23 protein-coding genes, 1 pseudogene and 1 riboswitch are annotated in these 23,738 nt (G+C 58.7%); all 24 genes and pseudogenes read right to left on the bottom strand.

Translation table 11 applies throughout. The annotated features are described in order from the left end of the window. Positions 1–9 precede the first annotated feature (9 nt). The 24 genes and pseudogenes from PKO02S_RS14950 to PKO02S_RS14835 all read right to left on the bottom strand — a co-directional run bounded on the left by PKO02S_RS14950 (position 10) and on the right by PKO02S_RS14835 (position 23,612). Positions 10–972, bottom strand: coding sequence for an ABC transporter permease (locus PKO02S_RS14950; RefSeq protein WP_127584168.1), 963 nt, complete (start codon positions 970–972; stop codon positions 10–12). Positions 973–1,071: 99 nt separating this feature from the next. Continuing rightward, entirely contained in the window at positions 1,072–2,694 is a 1,623-nt protein-coding gene (locus PKO02S_RS14945) for an extracellular solute-binding protein (RefSeq protein WP_127584166.1), read from the bottom strand. Positions 2,695–3,705: 1,011 nt separating this feature from the next. Further along, the gene (locus PKO02S_RS14940) at positions 3,706–4,578 is read right to left on the bottom strand and encodes a 5'-3' exonuclease (RefSeq protein WP_127584164.1); all 873 of its coding nucleotides are present in this window, start codon (positions 4,576–4,578) and stop codon (positions 3,706–3,708) included. Between the two features lie 113 nt (positions 4,579–4,691). Next, complete coding sequence (locus PKO02S_RS14935) at positions 4,692–5,783, bottom strand: site-2 protease family protein (protein ID WP_373865212.1); 1,092 nt, start codon at positions 5,781–5,783, stop codon at positions 4,692–4,694. Between the two features lie 95 nt (positions 5,784–5,878). After that, positions 5,879–6,253, bottom strand: coding sequence for an arsenate reductase family protein (locus PKO02S_RS14930; RefSeq protein ID WP_127584160.1), 375 nt, complete (start codon positions 6,251–6,253; stop codon positions 5,879–5,881). A 124-nt stretch (positions 6,254–6,377) separates the two neighbouring features. Beyond that, positions 6,378–6,812: a threonine/serine exporter family protein gene (locus PKO02S_RS14925; protein WP_127584158.1), complete on the bottom strand. Its 435-nt coding sequence runs from the start codon at positions 6,810–6,812 to the stop codon at positions 6,378–6,380. Then, complete coding sequence (locus PKO02S_RS14920; protein ID WP_127584156.1) at positions 6,809–7,636, bottom strand: threonine/serine exporter family protein; 828 nt, start codon at positions 7,634–7,636, stop codon at positions 6,809–6,811. Before PKO02S_RS14920 ends, PKO02S_RS14925 begins: the two co-directional genes overlap by 4 nt. Then, entirely contained in the window at positions 7,611–8,528 is a 918-nt protein-coding gene (locus tag PKO02S_RS14915; protein ID WP_127584154.1) for a DMT family transporter, read from the bottom strand. Before PKO02S_RS14915 ends, PKO02S_RS14920 begins: the two co-directional genes overlap by 26 nt. Positions 8,529–8,575: 47 nt before the next feature. After that, positions 8,576–8,893 (bottom strand): MGMT family protein, encoded by a 318-nt coding sequence (locus PKO02S_RS14910; protein WP_127584152.1) that lies wholly within the window; start codon positions 8,891–8,893, stop codon positions 8,576–8,578. Positions 8,894–9,290: 397 nt separating this feature from the next. Then, the gene (locus PKO02S_RS14905; RefSeq protein ID WP_127584150.1) at positions 9,291–10,319 is read right to left on the bottom strand and encodes an RluA family pseudouridine synthase; all 1,029 of its coding nucleotides are present in this window, start codon (positions 10,317–10,319) and stop codon (positions 9,291–9,293) included. Beyond that, positions 10,319–10,885 carry a cob(I)yrinic acid a,c-diamide adenosyltransferase gene (locus PKO02S_RS14900; RefSeq protein WP_127584148.1) on the bottom strand — a complete coding sequence of 189 codons (567 nt, stop codon included), beginning with the start codon at positions 10,883–10,885 and terminating at the stop codon, positions 10,319–10,321. The genes PKO02S_RS14905 and PKO02S_RS14900 overlap by 1 nt, the downstream gene beginning before the upstream one ends. 21 nt (positions 10,886–10,906) lie before the next feature. After that, the gene (locus PKO02S_RS14895) at positions 10,907–12,490 is read right to left on the bottom strand and encodes a cobyric acid synthase (protein WP_127584146.1); all 1,584 of its coding nucleotides are present in this window, start codon (positions 12,488–12,490) and stop codon (positions 10,907–10,909) included. Further along, positions 12,487–13,593, bottom strand: a complete 1,107-nt coding sequence (gene cobD, locus PKO02S_RS14890) for a threonine-phosphate decarboxylase CobD (protein WP_127584144.1) — start codon at positions 13,591–13,593, stop codon at positions 12,487–12,489. Before cobD ends, PKO02S_RS14895 begins: the two co-directional genes overlap by 4 nt. Positions 13,594–13,619: 26 nt before the next feature. Then, the gene (gene cobS, locus PKO02S_RS14885) at positions 13,620–14,435 is read right to left on the bottom strand and encodes an adenosylcobinamide-GDP ribazoletransferase (protein WP_127584142.1); all 816 of its coding nucleotides are present in this window, start codon (positions 14,433–14,435) and stop codon (positions 13,620–13,622) included. After that, entirely contained in the window at positions 14,414–15,448 is a 1,035-nt protein-coding gene (gene cbiB / locus PKO02S_RS14880) for an adenosylcobinamide-phosphate synthase CbiB (protein ID WP_127584140.1), read from the bottom strand. The genes cobS and cbiB overlap by 22 nt, the downstream gene beginning before the upstream one ends. Before the next feature lie 98 nt (positions 15,449–15,546). Then, positions 15,547–16,140, bottom strand: a pseudogene (cobU, locus tag PKO02S_RS14875) (bifunctional adenosylcobinamide kinase/adenosylcobinamide-phosphate guanylyltransferase); the annotation flags it as partial. 16 nt (positions 16,141–16,156) lie between these two features. After that, the gene (gene cobT / locus PKO02S_RS14870) at positions 16,157–17,254 is read right to left on the bottom strand and encodes a nicotinate-nucleotide--dimethylbenzimidazole phosphoribosyltransferase (RefSeq protein WP_127584136.1); all 1,098 of its coding nucleotides are present in this window, start codon (positions 17,252–17,254) and stop codon (positions 16,157–16,159) included. Positions 17,255–17,461: 207 nt separating this feature from the next. Next, complete coding sequence (locus PKO02S_RS14865) at positions 17,462–18,289, bottom strand: ABC transporter ATP-binding protein (RefSeq protein ID WP_127584134.1); 828 nt, start codon at positions 18,287–18,289, stop codon at positions 17,462–17,464. Between the two features lie 12 nt (positions 18,290–18,301). After that, on the bottom strand, positions 18,302–19,339 hold the full coding sequence (locus tag PKO02S_RS14860; protein ID WP_127584132.1) for a FecCD family ABC transporter permease: 1,038 nt from the start codon (positions 19,337–19,339) through the stop codon (positions 18,302–18,304). A 2-nt stretch (positions 19,340–19,341) separates the two neighbouring features. Continuing rightward, positions 19,342–20,349, bottom strand: a complete 1,008-nt coding sequence (locus PKO02S_RS14855; RefSeq protein ID WP_127584130.1) for an ABC transporter substrate-binding protein — start codon at positions 20,347–20,349, stop codon at positions 19,342–19,344. A 215-nt stretch (positions 20,350–20,564) separates the two neighbouring features. Continuing rightward, positions 20,565–20,777: riboswitch (cobalamin riboswitch) on the bottom strand. A gap of 59 nt (positions 20,778–20,836) precedes the next feature. After that, positions 20,837–21,340, bottom strand: coding sequence for a hypothetical protein (locus PKO02S_RS14850; protein WP_127584128.1), 504 nt, complete (start codon positions 21,338–21,340; stop codon positions 20,837–20,839). 150 nt (positions 21,341–21,490) lie between these two features. After that, positions 21,491–21,763 carry an aspartyl-phosphate phosphatase Spo0E family protein gene (locus PKO02S_RS14845; protein WP_246067026.1) on the bottom strand — a complete coding sequence of 91 codons (273 nt, stop codon included), beginning with the start codon at positions 21,761–21,763 and terminating at the stop codon, positions 21,491–21,493. Between the two features lie 124 nt (positions 21,764–21,887). Then, a complete protein-coding gene (locus tag PKO02S_RS14840) occupies positions 21,888–23,108 on the bottom strand; it encodes an aminotransferase class I/II-fold pyridoxal phosphate-dependent enzyme (protein ID WP_127584126.1) in 1,221 nt (406 codons plus the stop codon). A gap of 12 nt (positions 23,109–23,120) precedes the next feature. Continuing rightward, positions 23,121–23,612 carry an Lrp/AsnC family transcriptional regulator gene (locus PKO02S_RS14835; RefSeq protein WP_127584124.1) on the bottom strand — a complete coding sequence of 164 codons (492 nt, stop codon included), beginning with the start codon at positions 23,610–23,612 and terminating at the stop codon, positions 23,121–23,123. Positions 23,613–23,738 lie beyond the last annotated feature (126 nt).

The following is a 23,738-nucleotide window of genomic DNA, read 5'->3' as shown; positions in this document are numbered from 1 at the left end:
TATTCGTCGTCACCACAGTCCCCTCCCCCCCACCTTCGAGGTCAGCATGTTCGTCATAAGCAGCATGATCAGCGCGATCAGCGATTCGAACACGCCCACCGCCGCCGCATAGCTGTAGTTCGTGTCGAGCAGCCCTTTGCGATAAACGAACGTGGAGAACACATCGGCAACCTCGTAGGTCATCGGACTGTAGAGCAGCAGCACCTTCTCGTAGCCGATCCGGAACATGGCGCCTGCCTTGATCACGAACAGAATCAGAATCGTCGGCAGAATGCTCGGCACGGTGATATAGCGCATCATCTGGAACCGTTTCGCGCCATCCACTCTCGCGGCTTCGTATAAGGTCGGGTCGATGCTCGCGATCGCGGCCAAATAGATGATCGCTTCATAACCCATATGCTGCCAAATTTCCGAGGACACGTATATCGTGCGGAACCACTCCGGTGCGGCCAGGAAATAAATGCTGTCGAGCCCGAGCGCCTTCAGCGCCTGGTTGACCAGTCCGTGTGTCGGCGAGAGGAAGTCGATGACCATGCTGCTGACCACAACGACCGATAGGAATGCCGGCAAGTAGCTGGACGTTTGGACGAACTTTTTGAACCGGACCATCCGCACTTCGTTTAGCAGCACCGCGAACACAATCGGGAATGGGAACGCCCAGATCAGGGTAAAAAAGCCGAGCAGCAGCGTGTTCTTGAACAGCTTCCAGAAATCCGGGCTGTCGAGAAACTTGCGGAAATGCTCCAGGCCGACCCATTCGCTGCCCCAGATGCCTTGGTAGACGTTGTAGTCCTTAAAGGCGATGATGATGCCGTACAGCGGGCCGTACCGGAACAGGATGTAGAACACGATGCAAGGCAGAAACAAGAGAAGCAGCTGCCGATCTCGCTTGATGTGGCGCCAGACCGCAACGGGTTTCGAAGGCAAACGTCCGGCTGGAGGCTTGGCGACTTGTTGCTTGGATTGCAGCATCTGGACTCCCTCCTTTATCTCTCTGGTAGTAATGATCGAGCGAGGGCAGGGACGCCCGGACTCCATTTCTCCGGATCCGGGCGCCTGACCATCAGTTGCTTATTTGCCGTCGTTGTAGCGTTTCTGCGCCGCGGCATACGCCTCGATGAACTTCGCCGATCCGAGCTTCTCGATGCTCGTCTGGAATTCTTTCCAATCGGCTTCGCCAACTTCCTTTTTCATCACATACTTCGTGGCAAACTCGTTGGCCGCTTTGTCCAGTGCAACACGGTATTCGGCGATGACCTTCGTCTCGTCGTCCGTGAACTTCAATACCGGATCGAGCGGCTCGAATTTTTTCGCTTTGTTGATCTTGTCTTGCGCTTCCTGTTCCTTCTCCGTGTAGTTGAAATACACGTTGCGTTTGTCCGGACGGAGCACCATCGACTCGATCCACAGGCCGTATTTGCTCTCCAGCGCGTAGATGTCGACGTTCGGCAAGTCCTTCAGCTCCGGATACACCGGCTTGCCGTTCTCCATCTTGAACGTCTCGCCTTCAATACCCATCGTCAGGAAGGAGCCGCCGGCCGGGCTGCTTAGGTAGTCGAGCAGCTTGAGCGCGATTTCCTTGTTCTTGCCTTCGGCTACGACGAGGCCGAAGTTGTCGATCCGCGGCAGCGAGCGGATGTTGCCGGTCGGTCCGACCGGGTTGCCGTACCGCAGGTTGTAGTTCGGGTTGGTCGCTTTCACTTGGTTGGCGAACAGGTCGAGACGGCCAATCCAGTCAAAGGTGACGAAGGAATTGTTGTTCGTCGTCATTTTCGCCGTCCAGGACGCTTCCGTGTCGGTGATGAACTCCGGATCGATCAGCCCTTCGCTGTAGAGCTTCTTCAAGAAGTCCAGCTCGGCCTTGAATTCCGACGACGTGTAAACGAACTTCCAGTCTTTCGATTTCTCATCATAATAGGCCGGGAAGCTCGACCCGCCGATCCCCCATCCGAATGCCCAGTCGCGGAAAATGTTTTCCTTCGTTTTGCTCGCGTACGGGTAGGAGTTCGGATACGCTTCTTTTAGTTTTTTGAGCGCTTGGTAGAACTCGTCGGTATTGGTCCATTCCTTGATGCCGAGCTTGTCGAACACGTCCTTGCGGTACAGGAAGCCGTGGTTCACGTCCCACTGCAAGCCGTACGACGGCCATGTGTATAGATTGTTCTTGTCGTCGGTCCAGGACTTCATGATCCAGTTGTTGTCCGCGTTGTCGACGTACAGCTTTTTGAAATTCGGAAGGTCTTTGATGTAAGGATTGATCGGTGCAAGCGCGCCTTGCCCGCCCATTTTGTTCGCTTCAGCCAAGGTAAGTCCGCTGAAAATATCCGGCAGCTTGCCCGACGCCAGGACGATTTTCAATTTGTCTTTGTACACTTGCGCGGAATGCACCTGGATGTCGAGCGTAATGCCTGTGCGCTTCTCGATCTCCTTGACGAAGAGCGAGCTCGCCAAGTTTTCCGGCGGTCTGTCGATCGAGACCATCCATGTCAGCGTCGTAGGTTTGTCTACGATCGGCAGCTTGAGGCCTCCGACATCGCCGCCCGCTTGAGCGTTCGCCGAGGCCGACGGCGCCGTGGACGCCTGCGGCGATGATTTGGTTCCTTCCGATCCCTTGCCGCCGCTGCTGCTGCAGCCGACAAGCAAGGCGACCGCAAGGGCGAGAGTAAAGCTGACCCTTCCTGGCTTCCGAACCATTTTGTTGCCTCCTTTTTATTTTGGCCCTTTATGGCGGCGGTGTTCGCCTTTCCACACTTTTTATTATTAGAGAGCGCTTTCGCGATGACAATAAAGCGTTTTCATTTCCGTGCGGCGGACGGTGGAAAAAGCGCGAATCTCTTGCCACACAAGGCCCCGCGGATGTGGAATTTGCGCAAGCGGTGGAAAATGAGCAAGTGGGACGGGCTAAACTCCTTCTCGTCCACCTGCGTTTTTGGCACTATCCCATTGGCTCAGACGTGAGAAGCCAGTGCCTCGTTGGACTACCAAAAGCCTTCTGGACTTGCTCCCACTCGTCCACCTGCGATTTCTGCACTATCCCTTCCGCTCAGCTCCAGGTACCCAGTCTCCTCCTTGAGCGACCAAGCCTACCTAACCTCACTTCCGCCTTCCACCTGCGTTTTCTGCACTATCCCTTCCGCTCAGCTCCGGGTAACTAGTACTTCGCTGAGCCGCTCTCGCATCTATAACCTGCCATGTGCCGCTGCAGTTCGAAAAAATCGGACTACGGAGCAGCTTCGTAGAGCGATTGACTCTGTAGTCCGACTTCGCCCACTTGCAGGGCCGTTATCATGAATGCTCGTCGGAAACCCCCACTCCAATTGGGCATATTCGGACTGCGTGAGTGTTTGGAGCCCGTAGCCACTCCGTAGTCCGACTTTTTCGGACTACGCGACCTACTATGGTTACCTGGTGGTCCGCCACACTTTAGCCATTCTACCCTCACGCCCTCCCGTCCACCTACGTTTTCTGCACTATCCCTTCCGCTCAGCTCCGGGTAACTAGTACTTTCGTTGGGCTGCTCTCGCACCTCTAGCTCGCAGCGTTCCACTGTAGTCCGATTGGCCCTATAGTCCGACTCCCCGGACTACTGCAACGCAATGTTACCTGGAGATTTCCCATCACATACTGCTAAATAGCCCCACTCCCAGCACGCCCCACACAAAACAAAAAACTCCCAAGCGCACAAACCGCCAGGGAGTCCCCCATTCAACCAATTAATTTCATAAGTCCCTTAAATTCGAGTTCCTCAAACTTGGCGATTACCTGATGCCGGTCGAACGCCCAGCAGCAAGTCTCCAGCGTGCAGGCAACCGGCACATCGCGCCGGATCGTGGCCAGCTCGCGGCACAGATGCAGCATGTCCAACCCGGCTTCGAGCTTGGCCTTGACGCCCTTTGGCAGCGCCGCCAGGTTGTCCAGAATCCCTTCGATCGAGCCGTGCTCCTGCAGCAGCTTGAGCGCCGTCTTCTCCCCGATGCCCTTCACGCCCGGGTAGTTGTCGCTCGTGTCGCCGATCAGCCCTTTGAGGTCAATGATTTGCGCCGCCGTCAGTTGCTTGTCCTCGAGCAGCGTCTGCGGGTCGTACACCATATAGTTGCCTGGGCCTTTCTTCATGATGATCACCTTCGTCCGCTCCGACACCAGCTGCAGCATGTCGTGGTCGCCCGTCAGGATCATCACGTCAGCCTCGGCGCTAAATGCCAACGATAATGTGCCGATGCAGTCGTCCGCCTCGAAGCCGGGAATGCCGACGTTCGGGATGCCAAAGCTGGCCACGACCTCCTTCACAAGGTCGAACTGCGGCACCAGGTCTTCCGGCGCCTCCGGCCGGTTGCCCTTGTAATCCGCATATTGCTCGGTGCGGAATGTGCGGCTTCCCATGTCCCAACAGCATACCACATGCGATGGCCCGAACTGCTCGACGGCTTCGAGCATATACCTGACGAACCCGTACACCGCATTCGTCGGCAACCCGGTGCTCGTGCGCTTGATGTATCCGCTGTACGCACTGGCGAAATACGCCCGAAACAGCAGCGCCATCCCATCGACCAGCATAACGGAAGATTGTTTTTCCGACATCGCTCCTCACTCCTCACCATTTTTCCAAACTATTGCCCGGGAAATTTGTCGACTTGAACGACCGACAGACCAGAGGACAGCTTGCCTGACTGCGGACCGGTCTGCCAACCACCCTACATAAACCCAACAAAAGGAGGAATTTTCATATGCACCGCCCACATCATCAACATCAAGAACAAAGCTAACCCGCCGTACGCCAGCCCGTATCTCCACCGCACCTTACGAGACACCACATAATATTGATCGTTTTCGTGCGGAATGTAGTCGATTTCCACTTTCATAACAAGCCGCTTAGGCGCCTGATTCCACTTGTACTCGACGCTTGTGCTGTGGACCCGCTTGACGATCCCTTGCTCCTGCATCTCGAACTTTTGAGTAGCCCCGGTCAAATCCCAGTACACTTCCACCCACTGGCGGCCTTCCAAATCGCTGTATGTAGTAAATTCCAGATCGCCTGTGTACTGATACCCCGAGATGAGCCAGTTCGCGTAAGCAATCTCATCGATTTTCCGATCGATCCGGCCGTACAAAGTATAGCTGCGACCTTGATTCGGCCCCCGCCAGACGAACCGCAGGAACAGGTCGATCGAGAACAGCGCCCATACGATGAACAGCAGAATCGATTTGATATAAATGACGATCACGATTCCCGACAACAAGCCGGCCACCCACATCCAGCGGGTTACCGTCACCGCGATCCGTCCTCCGTCGAGCGGGTGAATCGGCAGCAAATTGATCAGGTTCAACACGAACCCGATGTAGGCAATAACGTAGAACAGCGGATGCCCCAGGACCCAAGCCAGCAGAAAACAAAGCAAAGCCGCCGCCGTCCCGACAACCGGTCCGCCCATGGCGATATATGCTTCCGTCACTGCATCGCGCGGATTGCGCTTCAGCATAATGAGCGCTCCCAGGAAGGGGATGAAAAAAGGCGCCGTTACCGGCAATCCCTTTTGCCTGGCAGCCATAACATGACCGAGCTCATGCATCAACACCATCACCACAACGCCGACGGCAAACTCCCACTGGTACAGCCAAGCGTAGAACACAATCGCAACTCCGGCGCTTAGCACCGCCCCTCCGGTTTTGCCCATGGAGAAAAGAGACAACAGCGTCTTCACGTGACCAAGCAGGAAAGTACCGATCGCCCCGATTCCCCACCACCTGGATTTATTCGGATTTTCTTGCCCCGCCAAGACCTGCACCCCCCATTCCCCACAACAGACAGGCACCGGACCTGTATTCGTCTCGCCGAAACGAATCATTCCACTAGCTGTTCCCAGCCGCTACCGCACCGTCTTTATGTATTCGGTCCCCAAACACGCTCATACTCTTCTTCTTTAAAACCAACCGTAATCTTCTTTTTTCTTCTACTATCGACTACGATCGGACGTTTGACCAAGCGGCCGTTCGAAGCCAGCAGCGCAATCTGCTCATCCTCAGACATGTCGCCGAGTTTGTCCTTCAGATTCATTTCCTTGTACACTTCACCCGAGGTGTTGAAAAGCTTCTTCAGCGGGAGCCCGCTCGCCGCCATCCACTCTCTAATACGTTCCTGCGGAGGCGCCGTCTCAAACATATCAAATAATTTCGCTTCCACGCCTTTGCGCTGCAAAGATTTCATAGCATCCCGGCATGTACTGCACTTGGCATACCCGTATAACGTAACCGCCATGTTCGCGAATCTCCCTCCGTTCGATAGAGTGTCAACCTCAAGAATAGCCCACCGCTACGCAAAAAACAAGACTGCAAACCCGCTCCTGACCGCTCTGGCCGACGGTAAAAAGTTTCCCAGACTGCTACCCCTTCGGCCGCCGCGACAAATACGTCAACACTTCCGAGAACACGATGCCGATCGCGATCGCGCCGGACAGCATGAACGCTTTGGCCCCCAGCTGCACCGCTTGATCATACTGATTCTCCACGATATTGCGCATCGCGTCATACGCCATCCCGCCTGGCACAAGCGGAATAATTCCGGCTACTATGAAAATGATGACCGGCGCTTTGTACGTCCGCGCGAACAGCTGGCTGAGCACCGCGACGAAGAAGGAAGCAAGCAGCGCCGCCAGCACCGGATCCGCCGGCACGCGCAGCAGCAGCACATAAAGCACCCACCCCAGCGCACCGACGAAGCCGCAATGAAGCAAGCTCGCTCGAGGCGCATGGAACAAAACAGCGAATGCAGCCGATGCTGCAAAGCTGACGAGCAGCTGTTCCGCGATATCGATCATAGCAGCGCGCTCCCTTCATAGAACGACAGCACGAAGGCGACGCCGGCCCCAATCGCGAATGCCGTGAGCAGCGCTTCCGCCCCTTTGGACAAGCCAGAGACGAAATGCCCCGCCATCAGGTCCCGCACCGCGTTCGTAATGAGCAGCCCCGGTACGAGCGGCATGACGGAGCCGACGATAATCGTATCGAGGTCCTGGCCCAAGCCCAGCTTGATAGCCAAAATGGCGATCGCCCCGATCACGAGAGCGGATAGAAACTCGGCGAAAAATTTGATCGGCACGACGCGATGCAAGTAAATCGAGCAGGCGTAGCCCGCACCACCGGCCGCCAGCGCAGGGATGAAGTCCGCCCACACTCCGCCGAACATGATTAAGAAGCAGGCGCTGAGAAGAGCCGCCGTCAGGATCCGCACCCGCTTGGCGTAGCCGCTGTCCGTCCGTTCGATCTGCTCGAGCAGCGCATACGCTTCGGCGACGGTCAGCTCGCCTTGGCTGATGCGTCGGGACACGGCGTTTACCTCCGAGACGCGCATCAGGTTCGTGGAGCGGTCGGAGATGCGGATCAGCCGGGTGATTTGCTCCGGACCGTCGATCGAGAATATGATTACCGTCGGCGTCACATAGCTATGCGAGTTCGGCAGGCCGAAAGCCGTTGCGACTCGCGTCATCGTATCTTCGACCCGGTGCGTTTCTCCGCCGTTTTCCAGTATGATTTTGCCGGCCAGCAGACACACCTGCGCGGTTTCGTATGTGGAGGTGGAGGCAGATGCAGAGGTGGAGGCACCCTGCGATTTAGCGTCAGCGGTGTCGTATACGCGCTCCATGCGGGCGATCTCCTTCCTTTGTTCGAACCGGTCTGCTTGCGAGGAATACGCCGCCCAAGATGATCGCCAGTCCGGCCACCGAATTCCAGTGAATCACCTCATCCAGCAGCAACGCGCCCCAGACGAGAGCGGTGCAAGGCACCAAGTAGGTCACCATGGAAGCGAATTCCGGGCTGCCTTTTTGCACCATGTAATAAAACAAAATATAAGCAAAGCCGGACCCGAACGCGCCGAGCCCGATAATCGGCACGAGGTTGCTCCATTGGGTTAGATCGGCGGCTACGACAGGCTCCGTCAGTGCGCCTAACACCCCGCATGCCAGAACGCTTGTCAGCAAGGTGCCGAACGAGATTTGATACATCGAGAAGCCGACGAGCAGCCGTTTGGACAGCTGGGAGCCGAAGCCGTAGCAAATCGCCGCCAGCAGCATGCCGACGAAGCCGATCGGATCCATCGACGCAATCGCGCCGGGAGTGACCCCGAGCAGCACGAGCAGGCCGAGAAACGCAACGCTGACGCCCAGCCATTGATTGCGGTTGGACGGCTGCCGGAACAGCGAAATCCCGACGAGAATGGTCCAGATCGGCGTCGTCGCATTCAGAATGGAGGCGGTGCCGCTGGCAAGCCGGGTTTCGCTGAACCCGATCAGCGCCCAGGGGATTGCTGTATTGACCATCGCCATGATGGTCACCGGGATCCAGGGGATGGAGCGGAGCGCGAACGGCTTGCGCATGGCGATCATAATAAACGTGACCACTAGTAGACCGCAGGCGGAACGCAGGAAGGCGATCGTCCACGGGCCGAAATCGTCGAGCAACGTTTTAATGAAATAAAAAGAGCCGCCCCAAATAAGGCTGAGCGCGATCAGAGCTGCATATAGTAGTCGTGGCAACGGTGTTCCTTCTTCCTGTTGTGAGATGCTGCTTTACCGCTACTATATCACAGCTTGGGTTCCGATAGATAACGATACTCCTCCAGCTCGACGCAGCCGTCCTCCGACACCTCCACCCCTTCTTCTCGCAGGCTGGTGATTTGCAGGAAGCGATGCTCGTCCTCTTGGAGCGCGATGGCGCCTTGGCTATTCACCACGCGATGCCACGGGAGATTATGGGCTCTGGATTGGGAGTGCAGAATGCGAACGACCTGGCGGGCGCCTCTCGGGCTGCCGGCTTCGGCTGCGATTTGACCGTAGGTCATGACCTTGCCCGGCGGGATGCTTTGAATGATTTCGATGACGCGTCGCGTAAAGGGCTGCATGGCGGGATGTGGCTCCTTTCCGGTTCTGGAGTGGATGCGATGGCGTGGCGGTATGCGCGCGAACTCTGTTGAAATCTGGCAAAAAGGAGTTCGTGCCCCCTGTTGAAATCTGGAAAAAAGGAGTTCGTGCCCCCCTGTTGGTGGTTGTGAAAAATTTCACCTGATGCAGAAGTTTACCGGTAGAAACAATGAAGAGTTCAGATGGTGAGAAGCAAAGTAAATAGATACGGAAGCAAAATGCGTTGAGTGTTACTTCGTTATGCGATCTATGAACTCAAGTACACAACTCGGGAAGCCAACTTCGCGAACTATGTACTTGGGTTCATAGTTAATAGGAAGACGCTGCAACTAGAGAAATTCGCTTCCTTATTTGTGTACTTTACCTCCGTAGAAGTCGCTAACAATATGCACGAACAGCCAACGCTTGCTCAAGCCCGGCCAAATCGCCCGGCAGCGGCGCCTCGAACTGCATCCGCTCCCCGGTGACCGGATGTTTGAACGCTAGCATCGCGGCGTGGAGCGCATGGCGCGCGATGAGCTTGTCCAGAGACGGGTCGAAGCAGAGAGCGGAGGAGTTGATTGAGGCTGAGTCGACTGCCGCTGCTCCAGCCTCGCCGTCGGCCAATCCGGCTCCGCCCCGTTCCAGGCTCGCCAACCCATACATCGCGTCCCCGATCAGCGGATGGCCGATATGCCGCATATGGACGCGGATCTGGTGCGTACGCCCCGTCTCCAGGCGGATGCGCACGCGCGAAGCGAGCCCGGCGTACACCTGCTCCGTCTCGTAATGGGTGACGGACGGATACCCTTGTCCCTCCGGCATGACGATCCGGATATGCGGCTGTGCCGGATCCCGATCGATCGGTCCTCGAATCGTACCGCTCGCAGGGTCCACCGCACCGTGGACAAAGGCGACGTATGCTTTTTCCACTTCATCCGCCTGCATCTGCTCGGAAATATTCTGATGGATGTACGGATTCTTCGCGATCGCGAGTGCGCCGGACGTATCCTGATCCAGCCGGTGCACCGGCCGAAAACGGGCGCGCGTCCCTTGCTGCTGCCAATAATGGACGACGCCGTTCGCAAGCGTACCGGTATAGTGGCCATGCGTAGGATGTACGATTTGCCCCGCCGGTTTGTTCACAACCAGCAGATGCTCATCCTCGAACAAGATGTCGAGCGACATCGCCTCCGGCAAAATGTCATCCGACTCCTCCTCCTCCATCCGCACCTCGACCAAATCTCCCGCCTTCACGCGGACGGTCGTATACACCCGCTCGCCGTTTACGGTCAGCCCTTGCTCCGTCTGCTTGACCCGCGACAGCAGCTTGCGCGACACGCCCAGCCGGTTTTGGAGCAAGGTTTTGAGCAGCATACCCTCATCCGCGGCAGTAACTGTATAAGTTAAAGGTTCATAATAGCTCATTATTTTCGACGAAACACCTCGGCGCTGCGAATATATTCCACGTCCGGCACGCTCTCGCGGGCATTGGCCGTCCGAGCTATCGTGAAGAACAGATCGGACAAGCGGTTCAGGTAACGGCGCACTTCCTCATTGATCGGCTGCTCCTTGGCGAGCGAGACGACCCGGCGTTCCGCACGACGGCAGACAGTCCGGCACACATGTAGAGCCGAAGACACTGTACAGCCGCCGGGCAGGATAAAACGAGTCAAATCCTGCGTCTCGGCATCGTATTTGTCGATCCATACCTCGAGCTGATCCACCATCGGCGCCGTCACTTTGTAAGGCCGCAAATCTTGCTTGAGCAGCGCCAAATCGGAACCGCAGTCGAATAGCTCATGCTGCACGTTCAACAAATCGTCGCGTAGATCGGCATACCGGTCATCGCTCATAAAGCTGATCGCTTGACCGACGAAGCAGTTCAACTCATCTACCGTCCCGTAAGCTTCCACGCGGACATCGTCTTTGTCGACGCGTCCTCCGATTACGCCCGTCTGCCCTTGGTCCCCCGTACGCGTATAAATTTTCATCGCCCGTGTCCTCCTCTAAGATCAGTGTAACCCCATAATGGAATATATACGCTTCATATCCAAATGATCCCGCACATGCTGAGCCAGCCGGTCAAAAGCAGCTTCGCGCCGCCCCTCGTAAGCCGTCGTCTCCGTCTCGTCCAGGGGTGCCCAGCCTTTCCGCTGGCGCAGCCCGTCCAGCCACTTGCGGCGGAACGCATCATTATGAAGAATGCCGTGAATGTATGTGCCCCAAATTCGGCCGTCGGCCGTCACCGCTCCATCAGGATGATAGCTCTCCGGAGCTTCCGGCGCATCATGAATTTTAATGCGGAACGGCTGGTCCACCGGCTCGAGAAAACGGGTCCGCCCCATATGAATCTCGTAGCCGCGAACCGGCGCATCGGATAACGAAGTAGTGCCTACAATCCTCTCCGTCCTTTTTTCACCTGCGAATACCGTTTCGGTCGGGAAAAAACCAAGCCCCTCCAGCTCCGGCACATCCGACTCCACACGATCCGGATCTAGCAAACGGCGGCCCAGCATCTGATACCCGGCGCAAATGCCGGCCAGACAGCCACCTGCCTCCGCAAAAGCGCGAATACGAGTCACGAGGCCGCTCGCTCCGAGGTAGAGCAGGTCGTCGACGGTGTTTTTGCTGCCGGGCAAAATGACTGCATCTGGTGTGCCCCAATCGTCAGGCGATGTGATATAGCGAAGCGAAACATCGGACTCAGCCAGCAGCGGGTCGAAGTCGGTAAAGTTGGATAGGCGCGGGAGGCGCAGGATCGCTATATCGAGAAGGTCGGCTTGATCCCGCGACGAGGTTTGCAGCCCGCCTTTACTAAGCTTCGCGTCGAGCGATGCGGAATCCTCGTCCTCCAGCCCAAGCTCGTGCAAATAAGGAATGACGCCGAGCACCGGCTTACCCGTCTTGGCCTCGAGCCAATCGAGCCCCGGCTGCAGGAGCGAGACGTCCCCGCGAAACTTGTTAATGACGAACCCGTGCACCCGATCCCGCTCCTCAGGCTCTAGAATCTCCAGCGTGCCGACGATGGAAGCGAATACCCCGCCCCGGTCGATGTCGGCTACCAGCAGCACCGGCGCATCGGCCCAGCCCGCCAGCCGCATGTTGACGATATCGCGATCCTTCAGATTCACTTCGGCTGGGCTGCCCGCCCCTTCGATACAGACGATCTCGTATTGCGAGCGAAGCCGACGGAGCGCGTCCTGAACGATGATCTCCGCTTCTTTCAAGTACTGCTCCCGATAGGCGCGCGCGTCAAAGTCCTTGAGCGGCTTGCCGTGCACGACGACCTGGGCGACCATATCCTTCTTCGGCTTCAGCAGAATCGGATTCATATCCGTCGTGGCGGCAATGCCGCAGGCATCGGCTTGCATCCCTTGCGCGCGGCCGATCTCCTTGCCGTCCGGCGTGACGTAGGAGTTGAGCGACATGTTCTGCGATTTGAAAGGAGCCACCCGATAGCCGTCCTGTCGGAAAATGCGGCAGAGCGCCGTAGTCAGTATGCTTTTGCCCACATCGGAAGACGTTCCCTGAAACATCAGCGTGCGGGCTGCAGGTGTTGAAGATCCCTGTTCTCGTTCCGTTTCCGTTGGATTCATTCGTCTATTCCTCCTTCTCCTCCGGCTTCCCATTGCCTCACGGCGTCCCCCAGCTCGCGCACGAGACGCTCATTCTCTTCTCGGCGCCTTACGGCCACGCGGGCATACGACTCATTCAGCCCTTCGAACAGGGAAGCGTCGCGGATCAGGATGCCTCTTCGGCCGAGCAAACGCTGCAGCTGCTTCACGCTGAGGTCTTGCGGCAACGCAAACAGCAAGTAGTTGACGCTGCTCGGACAGACGCGCATGCCGAGGGCGGTCAGCTGTCCCGTTAGCCATGGGTTTTCTTCCGCCAGCCATTCTCGGGTTTTCCGTTCGAATTCGGCTTCCCGCAGCACGGCGGCGCCGATCCATTGGGCGAAGCTGTTCACGCTCCATGGCACTTGCCGCTCGCGAAGCCGGCGGATCCAATCCGGATGCGACACGATGAAGCCCAGACGAATGCCAGGGATGGCGTAAAACTTCGTCATCGAGCGCAGCACATGCAGATTAGGAGTGCGGGCAGCGAGCTTCAGCAAGCTGTGTACCTCGTCGCCGTCAGGGACAAAATCCATAAACGCTTCATCGAGCAGGAGCTCGACTCCATCCTCGGCCAACGAGCGCATCAAAGTGTGGTCCAGCAGCTGTCCGGTCGGATTGTTCGGATGCCCGAGCACGAGCAGATCGGCTTGAGCGGCAGCTTGGCTCAACTGATCGGCTTGCGGCGTAAAATCGTTGTCGTGCGACAAAGGGATGCCGAGCAGCTTGCTGTTCGTCTTGGCAGCCGCTTCCTCGTACTCCGTAAACGAAGGTCGAGCAAGCGCCGTAGCCGTCGGCTGAATCAAGCGTATCGCGAGATCGATCAGCTCCGCCGCTCCGTTGCCGACCAGAATGCTCTCCGGCTCGATCCCATAACGGTCGGCCAACGCCTTGCGCAGCTCGCGGACGGCCGGATCGGGGTACCGGGCGAGCTGCTTCCATTGGTTGGTTGCAATTTCGCCTACGACGGAAGGGGGACCGAACGGGTTCATATTCGAGCTGAAATCGAGGAAGCCGCTGACCGGTATTCCATACTGTTCGGCTGCGGTCAGCAGGTCGCCGCCGTGTCCGTATTTCTCTAGCATAGCGGTAAGTATCCGTCCTTTACTAGTTATTGCATATAAAAGCCCCAAGCGACCGCCCCCAGCAGCAGCGCCGCCTCGAGCAGCTCGTTCAAGGCGCCGTACGTGTCTCCCGTGAGACCGCCGAGCTTGGCGGCCATCCAACGGGCGGCCAGGATGCCTATGATGGCAGTTAGGGCGGCAGTCGTCAGCAGGTGCAGCAACGCCGTGCCTACACCCATTTGAAGCGGATTGAACAAAGCAAGCGTCAGTACGACGGCGAGTATGGTTGCGAGTGCGGCTTCTCGAGTGGAGACGGCGGCGAACAACCGGCCGAGCCCTTCTCCTTCACGGGCATAAGGCCAGCCGGCAATGGCGTACACGAGGAATAACCGGCTCCAGATCGGCACGATCGCGAGGTAATCCAGCGCCTCTGGATGGACGCTATCGGCCAGCAGCGAGTAGAGCAGCGCCGCCTTCAGCAGCAGCATCCAGCCGCCGCCCATCACCCCCATCGCGCCTACGCGGCTGTCCTTCATAATCTCCAGCATCCGCTCCCGCGAGCGGTGGCTGAGCAAGCCGTCGGCGGTGTCCATCAGGCCGTCCATATGGAGGCCGCCGGTAACAGCTAGCCAGCCTCCGACGAGCAGGACGGCGGAGGCTGCAGGGGGGAGCGCCGCACCCAGCAGCTTCGCGGCGATCAGCAGCAGCAGGCCGATGACGGCGCCGACCAGCGGATAGAAGACGGCGCTGCGCCGGAACAGCGCCTCGTCGTAATCGAGCTGAAGCCGCACCGGAATCCGGGTCAGGAATTGGAAAGCCGCGGCGCAAGCCTTCAGCCATTCTACAGGTTGGAAATTGCCCATATGCAGCCCATCGCTCCCATCCAAAGCCAACTGATCCCATAGCAAATGCGGTTCGTTCGGCCGATATGGTGTTGCCGCAGCTCCTGCTCCGGCCACCCCATCCGCGCCCGGTCGCTGACGACTTCCCCGTAGCGGTTCAAGCCCCCCAGCTCCACACCCATCGCGCCGGCGACGGCGGATTCGGGTATGCCGCTGTTCGGGCTCGGATGCAGGTGGGCGAACCGGCGAATCGCCTGAAACGAGCGACGGGCGGATAGACCGGGCTCCAGAAGGCTGTAAAGCACAATCAGAAGCCCCGTCATTCGTGCCGGTATATAATTCAGAACATCGTCGAAACGAGCGGATGCCCAACCGAAGTAGCGGTACTTCTCGTTTTTGTAGCCGACCATCGAATCGAGCGTGTTCGCCGCCCGGTACAGCATGGCGAGCGGAGCTCCGCCGAGCAGGGCGAACACGAGCGGGGACACGACGGCGTCGACCGTGTTCTCGGACACCGTCTCCACCGTTGCGCGAACGATCTCCCGCTCCTCCAGCTTATCGGTGTCCCGCCCGACGATGTAGCCGACGTACTTGCGAGCATTCGTCAGATCGCCGCGGCTCAGCGGCTCCAGCACTTGCACGGCTGCATCCCGCAGACCGCGCACGGCGATCGTCGTCGAGATGAACCAGACATTCACCGCGTAGCCTAGCCACGGGTGGATGCGGTCGGCAACGCACCAGAGCAGCCACACGGCGGCGAAGGCGAGCAGCACGGTCGCGGCAGTAAGCAAGACGCCGCGCAGACGCAGTTGCAGCGGGGACAAGCCGACGCTGGCGCCGCTGCTTCCGACGCTCGCGCCGCTGCCTCGTTCCGACGCCTGCTCGCGCCGTCGCAGCAAGCCGCTCAGCCAAGTGATGAAGCGGCCGATCCATACGACCGGGTGGGTCAGCCACCGCGGGTCGCCTATCAGCCAGTCTAGCGCAATCGCCGCGGCGATCATCAGGGCGGTTTCGGGGAGGGAGTAGATCAGCATTTCGGCTCCCCATCCCCATTTGCATCAACATCTGCATCCGATTCTACATTCACATTCGCATCCAGGACATTTAGGTCGTCCAGAGCATCCAGCTCGTCCAGTCGGAACTCGAGGCTCTTGAGCTCGATCGGGATACCCGCCGTGACGAGGAAGACGCGGTCGCATATCCGTGCCAGGCGCTGGTTCATCCGCCCGGCCAGGTCGCGGAACACGCGCCCCAGCTTATATGCAGGCACGATGCCGTTGCCGACCTCGTTCGTGACGAGAACGAGCCGCCCCGGGAACTGCCGGATCGCCGCCTCCAGCTCCTCGAGCTCAGCTTCGATCCGCGCCTCCATGCGCTCGTCGTGCTCGTGGACGAGCACATGATTCGACAGCCACAATGTGAGGCAGTCGACTAGCACTACCTGCGGCGGCTGAGGCGCGGTCTGGCCGGACGCCGCCGCCCCGAGTGCGCGCAGCCGCTCCGCGAGCTGCAGCGGCTCCTCCAACGTCGCCCAGAATCCCGGGGCGACATCGTCCCGGCGACGGCGGTGCTGCGCGACGCGGTCGTCCATCTCCGCGTCGAGCGCCTGCGCCGTCGCGATATAGGTGCCGCGGGCGGCCAGCCGCTGCGCGAGCCGCTCGGCGAACGAGCTTTTGCCGCTGCGGGCGCCGCCAGTGACGAGTATCGTGTTCCAGTTGTTCCGCATCGCGTCGAATCGACTCCTACCCTTTCGAGATGCCGGCGCTTTCGAACGTGGCCATCTCGTTCATGATCTTGACCGCCGCCTCCACGATCGGGAGGCCGAGCACTGCGCCTGTGCCTTCGCCGAGGCGCATGCCCATCTCCAGCATCGGCTTCATCCCGATGCCCTCGAGGAGCTGGCGGTGGCCTTGCTCCTGCGACAAATGCGACGGCAGCATGTAGCTCGCCGCCTCAGGAGCGAGCCGGCTCGCCACGAGCGCCGCCGCCGAAGAGATGAACCCGTCGATCACGACGGGGCAGTGTTGCGCGGCGGCGCCGATGATGACGCCGACGAGGCCGGCGATCTCGAGGCCGCCGAGCGCGGCGAGCACGCCGAGCGGATCGCCGGCGCCGGCGGCGACCGCCTCTCGGTTCGCCTCGAGCGCGCGCCGCACGACCGCGGCCTTATGCTGCCGCCTCGCCTCGTCGATGCCGGTGCCGCGGCCGACGACGGCCTCGACGTTCGCGCCGGTCAGCGCCGCGAGCAGCGCGGAGCTCGGGGTCGTGTTGCCGATGCCCATCTCCCCCGTCGCGAACAGCCTGAACCCGCGCTCCCCGAGGTCGCGCACCGTCTCGACGCCGACTAGCACCGCTTGCGCGGCTTCCGCCCGGCTCATCGCCGGCCCCACGGCGATGTTCGCCGTGCCGTAGCGCACCTTGCGGCTCACGAGCTGCGGATGCGCGATGTCGGCCTTCACGCCGACATCGACGCAGACGACCTCCGCTCCCGCATGGCGCGCCAGCACATTCACGGCGGCGCCGCCGTGCAGGAAGTTGAGCACCATCTGCGGCGTCACCTCCTGCGGGAAGGCGCTCACGCCTTCCTCGCACACGCCGTGGTCGCCTGCCATGACAACGACCGCCTTGCGCGACAGGTCGGGGTCGAGCCTGCCGGTCATCCCCGCGATCTGCCAGGCGAGCTCCTCGAGCCGCCCGAGGCTGCCGGGCGGCTTGGTCAATTGATCGAGCCGACGTTTGGCCGCCTCGACCGCCTCCGCATCAATCGGCTGAATTCCGCCGATCACCTTCGCCAGCGCCGCCTCCAGCTCAGTCAGCTTGCTCTCGCTAACACGCTCCATACACTACATCCCCCATCCCGTCTATCTTTGCGACCAACCCAGCACCATTCTGCACCCGAGTTCGTCCATTTCTGCACCAACTCCCGCATCCAGCACCAGCCACAGCTCCAGTTCGTCCATTTCTGCACCAACTCCCGCATCCAGCACCAGTCACAGCTCCAGTTAGTCCATCCATCAACCCTGCCGTCTACTCTGGCTCCTGCCGACTCAGCGGCCCACGCCTACAGCAGCGCCGCTGCCCGCGCGAGCCCCGGCGCCCCAGCCCGGCTGCAGCATGATCTGCGGCACGCCGCTCACAGGATGAGCCGCTATGATCGGCTCCGTGCCGTACACCGCGGCGATCAGCTCGCGCCGCATCACCTCGGCCGGCGTCCCCACGCTAGCGACGACGCCTTCGTGCAGCACGAGCAGCCGGTCGCAATACTGCGCCGCCAAGTTCAAGTCGTGGAGCACCGCCACGACGGTCAAATCCGACTCCGTCTGCCAGCGCCGGACGGCGTCCATCATCTGGACCTGGTACCCGATGTCCAGGTACGTCGTCGGCTCGTCCAGCAGCAGCAGCTTCGGCTGCTGGGCCATCACCTTGGCGAGCGCCACCCGCTGCCGCTCGCCGCCGCTCAAGTGCTCGAGCGTCCGCTCCGCGAGCGCTCCCAACCCCAGCTTCTCGATGATCCCCTCGATCAGCGCCGACGTATCGCCCGTCTCATCGCCGAGCCAATTCTGAAACGGGAACCGGCCCATCTCCACGACGTCCCGCACCTTGAACCCGATCGCCGGCAGCGGCTCCTGCTGCAGCACCGCGACCCATCGCGCCAGCTCTCGACGCGAATACCCGGCTACCGGACGGCCATCGAGTTCCACAACGCCGCTATCCGCCTTCTCGACGCCCGACAGCAGCTTGAGCAGCGTCGACTTGCCGCTCCCGTTCGGGCCGATGATGCCGAACAGCTCGCCGCGCCGCACCGAACCGCTCACATCCGCCAGCACAGGCCGACGGTCGAACAATTTGCTCACATGTTCCATCGTAATGACCATTTCGCCGCCCCCTTAGCCCCTTATCGTCTTCTTGTGCTTGCTCAACAAATAAGCGAAAAACGGCGCCCCGATAAAAGCCGTCACCACGCCAAGCGGAATTTCCGTAGGGCTCAGCGCCATCCGCGCCAGCGTGTCCGCCCACAGCACGTAAATGCCGCCGGCGATCATCGACAAAGGCACGATCAGCCGGTAATCCGGCCCGACCATCAGCCTCACGAGATGCGGCGTAATCAACCCGACGAATCCGATAACGCCCGACACGGAAACAGCCGCCGCCGTCAGCAAGGTGGACATAATCAAAACTACTTTTTTCGTCCGATCCACCGACACCCCCAGATGCGCCGCCTGCCTTTCGCCCAATGCGAACAAATTCAGCGACCTCGCGCTCGCCGTCAGCACGACCAGTCCGAGCAGCAAATAGGGCAGTACGATCCACGTGTACGACCAGCCTCTCAGCGCCAAGCTGCCCATCAGCCAAAACAAAATATCGTTGACAACCCGGCTCGACATCGACACCATGAACGACACGATCGCTCCGAGAAACGCCGATACGACCACCCCCGAGAGGATGATCGTCTCCATCTGAAACTTCCCTTGAAAATTAGCAAGCCGGAACACGATCCACAAGCTGATCAAGCCGGTCGTAAAAGCCACCAACGGAATCGTCCATTGCCCGAGCAGCACATATTGCAGCCCGAACAGGATGAGAAACGCGGCTCCGACGGACGAACCCGAAGCTACGCCAAGCGTATACGGATCGGCCAGCGGATTGCGCAGCACGCCCTGGAAGCCCGCTCCCGCAAGCGACAAACAAGCCCCCACCAGAATGCCCAGCATCACCCGGGGGAAGCGCACCTTCATAATAATTTGCTCGGAGGACTCCGGCCAGGTGACCGGCACCGCATCCCCAACCCACGGAATGTTGTGCAGCAGAATGAGCCAGACGTGCGAGATCGGCAAATGCGCCGCCCCCATCGACAAACTGACCACCATAGAGAGAAGAAGGAGAAGCATGCCTGCTCCTCCTCCAACCAACAGCTTCTTCTTCATCGTTATTTCACCAGATCGGGATAAATGGCTTTCGCTACGTCTATCAACGCTTTCGTTACTCGCGGGCCCGGACGGGACAGCAGGTTGTCGTCCACTGCAATCACCTTGTTGTCTTGCATCGCCTTGATCTTGTCCCAGCCGCCGCGGCCGCGAATCGTCTTCTCGAGATCCGGCACGCCCTTGGAGAACAGGATGACCTCCGGATTCGACTGGATAATCTTCTCTTCGCTGATCTGCTTCCAGCCCTGGAGATCGCTCGCCACGTTCACGCCACCTGCCAGCGTAATGAGATCGTCCATAAATTCGCCCTTGCCCACGGTCCAGCCCGCGGAGAACTCTACGTATACTTTTTTCTTCTGGTCGTCCTTCAAACCTTTCAACGCATCGGCGACTTTCTGCTTATCCGCCTTCATCTGCGCGATCACTTTATCGGCCTGCTCCTGCGTGTCGGTGATTTTGCCGTACAGCGCGATCCGCTCGATCGCCTGGTCGACCGTCTTCGGCTCCGCCGTGAACAGGTTCATCTTCAGCTCGGTCAGCTTGTCCACCGAAGGTTTGTTCAGCGACAGCCCGGCGAATACGATATCCGGATTGGCGGCGATAATCGCTTCCGGGTTTCCTTGCAGGTTGCCCATCTTCGGCTTCGATTTTGCCTCTTCCGGGTAGTCGTCGTATTGGGATACACCCACTATTTTACTGTTTAACCCGAGTGCAAACAAGACCTCCGTCTCGCTCGGCGATAGCGACACGATACGCTCCGGCGCCTTCGTGAACGTCACGTCTTTGCCGGAAGCGTCCTTCACCGTCAGCGGGTATACCGTCTTCTTGCTTGCCGCGGCCGGTGCGCTCGGACTTGGACTGGCACTTGGGCTAACGCTGCTGCCGCCCGCCGCTGTCGTAGGTTCCTTGACCCCGCTAGGCGTGCCTCCGCTGCCATTATCCGCACATCCCGCTATCACCATAGCACTGACCAACAGCGCCGCCAAACCAACCAACCATTTGCTCTTCATCGATTCTCTCTCCCCTGCCTACGGCAAAAATATCGAGAGCTTGTCCGATTGAACGCCAAGGATCCGCTTCTATTAGGAAGGCTAGTACAACTAAAAAACCTCCATCCGCGATGGGACAGAGGTCAGCAAATTCAGGGTTGAAGAAAAGCCAGGTCGGATGTGGTCCGTGCCTGCGACGCCTGATTCAGCCGGTCCTTTTCCTCGAAGGATTCCATAAGCTTGACTCCATACAGGCAGGTCTCCTGACTTATAGGTTCAGCATGATCTCCCTCGCCTTCCCATCCGTCGTCCGGACAGTGGCTACCGATGAGGCAGATCCCTATTTTACAGTGGCGGGACCGTGTCGGATTCACACCGACTTCCCTTTTAACCGGACGTGCCTTCCAGGAAGAAGACGCAGCACCGGCACCTGAAGGATATTCCAAGTATTCAATTGATCAAGCTGCTACCTATTGAATTATAGTAGAAGGGGTCTGATCTGACAAGCCTATTGCATGATCGCCTTCAGCACCTGCTTCGCCATCTCTTTGTTCTTCGCCCGGAACGGAACGAACGCCATCATCGGAGGACCCTTGTAGCCGAGGTCCGTCAACCACTTGGAGTCCGACACCGGCACGCCGACCAACTGATCCTTGTACACGCCGGTCGGGTAATCTTCCTTCTTGAACGTATCGTCCAGCGGAATATAGCCTTCCTGGCTGGCGAACATATCGAATTGCTCCTTCGGAACGATAATGATGCCGTTATCTCCTGCCGCGAGCTCTACGAATAGCTTGTCCATATTAAACATCGGGCTCGAATTGATTTCGAGCGTAGGCGTCTCGCCTACTTTGGCTTTTAGCGTCGACTCCATCACTTCAATCTTGTTGAACGGATATTTGTCCGGGAACATCGCGAACATCGGCACATCCGATTTCGGTCCCCCGCAGCCTGCCAGCACCCCTATCAGCATTGCCATAACAAGTCCTAACATAATCGATTTCTTGCGCATCTGTAAGCCGTTCTCCTCCTGTCCTGATCTCTCTATCCTGACACCCATCATATCATAACGGCCGCCGATACGAAAATAAACAAGACCCGCCAACCGCGGCGTGGCGCGATTGGAACGGGTCGTTAGGTAGAAGGCAGAACCGTAAGGCTTTTAGCGAGATTTGCGCATGTACTCCAAAATCTTGATGTCGAGCATTCGGCTAATCTCGATGACGATGTCGGCGGTTAACGACTGATTGGCTACGTATGCATCCTCCATCGACTTGCGCAAGCGGACAATCTCATCTTCCAGCGATACCGAGGTGTCGGGGGTCGGGGTCGTAGAGTCGTTCTTGCTGCGGTAAGACCAGCGGAGCGGTCTGGATGTTTCTCGAACCAGGCTGTGAGGATAGGTAGCGCGAATCATATCGGCTTCGTAAAGCATATGAATTCCCCCTTTGCACCATGGTTAGACAAAACCGTGCGCTTGCAATGCAACGGTTAAGTCTAATATACCAGAAAGTAGAAAAAAAAGGGAGAGTCCATTGCACTATGCGTCCAACAACCGTTTACGAACTTACTCTGACTTTGTCGACAAAAGTGGAAATTCGCTCCAACGCTTCAGTCAATTGGGTGACGGAGGTCGCATAGGAGCAACGGATAAAGCTTTCGCCGCCTAGGCCGAACACCTGGCCCGGCACGGTTGCGACCTTGCCCTCGAGCAGCAGCCGCTGGCAAAACTCCTCCGACGTAAGTCCTGTCGAAGCGATCGAAGGGAAGGCGTAGAACGCGCCGTTCGGCTCATGGCAGTCCAGGCCGATCTCGCGGAAGCCCTTGACGACGAGACGGCGGCGCTGGTTGTAAGCTTCAACCATCCGATCCTTCTCCTCCAAGCCGTTCTTGAGCGCCTCATAAGCGGCGATCTGGCCCATTACCGGGGCGCACATCACCGTGTATTGGTGAATCTTGAGCATGGCCGCGATCAACTCCTGGTGCCCGCAAGCATAACCCATCCGCCAGCCGGTCATGGCGAACGCCTTGGAGAAGCCGCTGACCAGAATCGTCCGATCCTTCATGCCCGGCAGCGAAGCGAAGCTTACATGCTTCGACCCGTACGTAAGCTCGGCATAAATCTCGTCGGAGATGACGATCAGGTCGTGTTCTTCGGCGATCTTCGCAATCGGCTCCCAGTCCTCGCGGGTCATGATGCCGCCTGTCGGGTTGCTCGGATAGCACACCATGAGTACCTTGGACTTCGGTGTAATTTTGGCGCGAAGCGCTTCGGGACGCAGCTTGAAGTCGTCCTTCGCGAACGTCTCTATACCGACCGGCACGCCGCCCGTAATCGCAGTAATCGGCGAGTAAGAGATGTAGCACGGCTCGGGGATGAGAATCTCATCGCCGGGGGAGATCAACGCACGCAGCGCCAGGTCGATCGCTTCGCTGCCGCCGATCGTGACGATCACTTCGTCCTTCGGCTCATATCGAACGGCGAATTGGGTGTTCAAGTATTCGGCGATCGCTTCGCGCAGCTCCAACAGGCCGGCGTTCGGCGTGTAGGCGGTTCGGCCGCGGTCTAGCGATGTCACGCAAGCTTCGCGGACGCGCCATGGAGTGACGAAATCGGGTTCGCCGACGCCGAGCGAGATGATGTCCTTGCTCGCGCTGACGAGGTCGAAAAACTTGCGGATGCCCGACGGCGGAATATCGCGGACGAGCGGATTGAGGTAATCCTTCATCGACTTATTAGAGCCGGTCTGGCCCGGCGTTAATTGCTCCTGATTAATCATCGCCATCGTCCTTTACGGGGATATCTGCATCCGGTGATCATCCACGTGATCCTCCAAGATGATCCCGTCTTGCTTGTATTTTTTGAGAATGAAATGCGTTTTGGTCGAAAGCACGCTCTCAATCGGAGACAGCTTGTTGGACACGAATCCCGCGACCTCGCGCAAGTTCTTGCCCTCGATCTCCACGAGCAAATCATAGGCGCCGGACATGAGGTAGACCGATTTTACCGCCGGGTACAAATAAATCTTTTCCGCGATCGCATCGAACCCTCTTCCGCGCTCCGGCGTAATTTGCACTTCGATGAGCGCCGTCACTTTCTCGTCATCGACCTTGCTCCAGTTGACCACGGTCGCGTATTTCACAATGACGTGGCCTTCTTCCATTTCGTCGATCGCGTCGATCACTTCCTGCTGGGTAATGTCCAGCATCGTCGCGATAATATCGGGTCCGCGTCGGGCGTCTTCCTTCAGCAGGTCCAATATTTTGTAGTTGATCTCCTTCATGCCGCCAATTCCTCCGTTCCTATAGCTGACTTTCGGTTATATCCCATCATACATCAAACCTTCTGCCGTGCAAAGCAAAAATACCCCGCAAAAGCCGCGGGGCTCTAATACAAGTTCGGGACCGGC

The organism is Paenibacillus koleovorans NBRC 103111 (genome assembly GCF_004000845.1).
GTDB lineage: Bacteria > Bacillota > Bacilli > Paenibacillales > NBRC-103111 > Paenibacillus_AA > Paenibacillus_AA koleovorans.
This window is presented reverse-complemented; position numbering and strand designations above follow the sequence as displayed.

Bases quoted from the DNA above. Each gene is read 5' to 3' on its own strand.
- PKO02S_RS14950 (WP_127584168.1), bottom strand. From the start codon at position 972: ATGCTGCAATCCAAGCAACAAGTCGCCAAGCCTCCAGCCGGACGTTTG.
- PKO02S_RS14835 (WP_127584124.1), bottom strand. From the start codon at position 23,612: ATGAAGGAGATCAACTACAAAATATTGGACCTGCTGAAGGAAGACGCC.
- PKO02S_RS14865 (WP_127584134.1), bottom strand. From the start codon at position 18,289: ATGGTCATTACGATGGAACATGTGAGCAAATTGTTCGACCGTCGGCCT.
- PKO02S_RS14910 (WP_127584152.1), bottom strand. From the start codon at position 8,893: ATGCAGCCCTTTACGCGACGCGTCATCGAAATCATTCAAAGCATCCCG.
- PKO02S_RS14845 (WP_246067026.1), bottom strand. From the start codon at position 21,763: ATGCTTTACGAAGCCGATATGATTCGCGCTACCTATCCTCACAGCCTG.
- PKO02S_RS14930 (WP_127584160.1), bottom strand. From the start codon at position 6,253: ATGGCGGTTACGTTATACGGGTATGCCAAGTGCAGTACATGCCGGGAT.
- cobS (WP_127584142.1), bottom strand. From the start codon at position 14,435: ATGGGCAATTTCCAACCTGTAGAATGGCTGAAGGCTTGCGCCGCGGCT.
- PKO02S_RS14840 (WP_127584126.1), bottom strand. From the start codon at position 23,108: ATGATTAATCAGGAGCAATTAACGCCGGGCCAGACCGGCTCTAATAAG.
- PKO02S_RS14905 (WP_127584150.1), bottom strand. From the start codon at position 10,319: ATGAGCTATTATGAACCTTTAACTTATACAGTTACTGCCGCGGATGAG.
- cobT (WP_127584136.1), bottom strand. From the start codon at position 17,254: ATGGAGCGTGTTAGCGAGAGCAAGCTGACTGAGCTGGAGGCGGCGCTG.
- PKO02S_RS14920 (WP_127584156.1), bottom strand. From the start codon at position 7,636: ATGGAGCGCGTATACGACACCGCTGACGCTAAATCGCAGGGTGCCTCC.
- PKO02S_RS14850 (WP_127584128.1), bottom strand. From the start codon at position 21,340: ATGCGCAAGAAATCGATTATGTTAGGACTTGTTATGGCAATGCTGATA.
- PKO02S_RS14895 (WP_127584146.1), bottom strand. From the start codon at position 12,490: ATGAATCCAACGGAAACGGAACGAGAACAGGGATCTTCAACACCTGCA.
- PKO02S_RS14945 (WP_127584166.1), bottom strand. From the start codon at position 2,694: ATGGTTCGGAAGCCAGGAAGGGTCAGCTTTACTCTCGCCCTTGCGGTC.
- PKO02S_RS14925 (WP_127584158.1), bottom strand. From the start codon at position 6,812: ATGATCGATATCGCGGAACAGCTGCTCGTCAGCTTTGCAGCATCGGCT.
- PKO02S_RS14860 (WP_127584132.1), bottom strand. From the start codon at position 19,339: ATGAAGAAGAAGCTGTTGGTTGGAGGAGGAGCAGGCATGCTTCTCCTT.
- PKO02S_RS14855 (WP_127584130.1), bottom strand. From the start codon at position 20,349: ATGAAGAGCAAATGGTTGGTTGGTTTGGCGGCGCTGTTGGTCAGTGCT.
- PKO02S_RS14940 (WP_127584164.1), bottom strand. From the start codon at position 4,578: ATGTCGGAAAAACAATCTTCCGTTATGCTGGTCGATGGGATGGCGCTG.
- PKO02S_RS14900 (WP_127584148.1), bottom strand. From the start codon at position 10,885: ATGAAAATTTATACGCGTACGGGGGACCAAGGGCAGACGGGCGTAATC.
- cobD (WP_127584144.1), bottom strand. From the start codon at position 13,593: ATGCTAGAGAAATACGGACACGGCGGCGACCTGCTGACCGCAGCCGAA.
- cbiB (WP_127584140.1), bottom strand. From the start codon at position 15,448: ATGCTGATCTACTCCCTCCCCGAAACCGCCCTGATGATCGCCGCGGCG.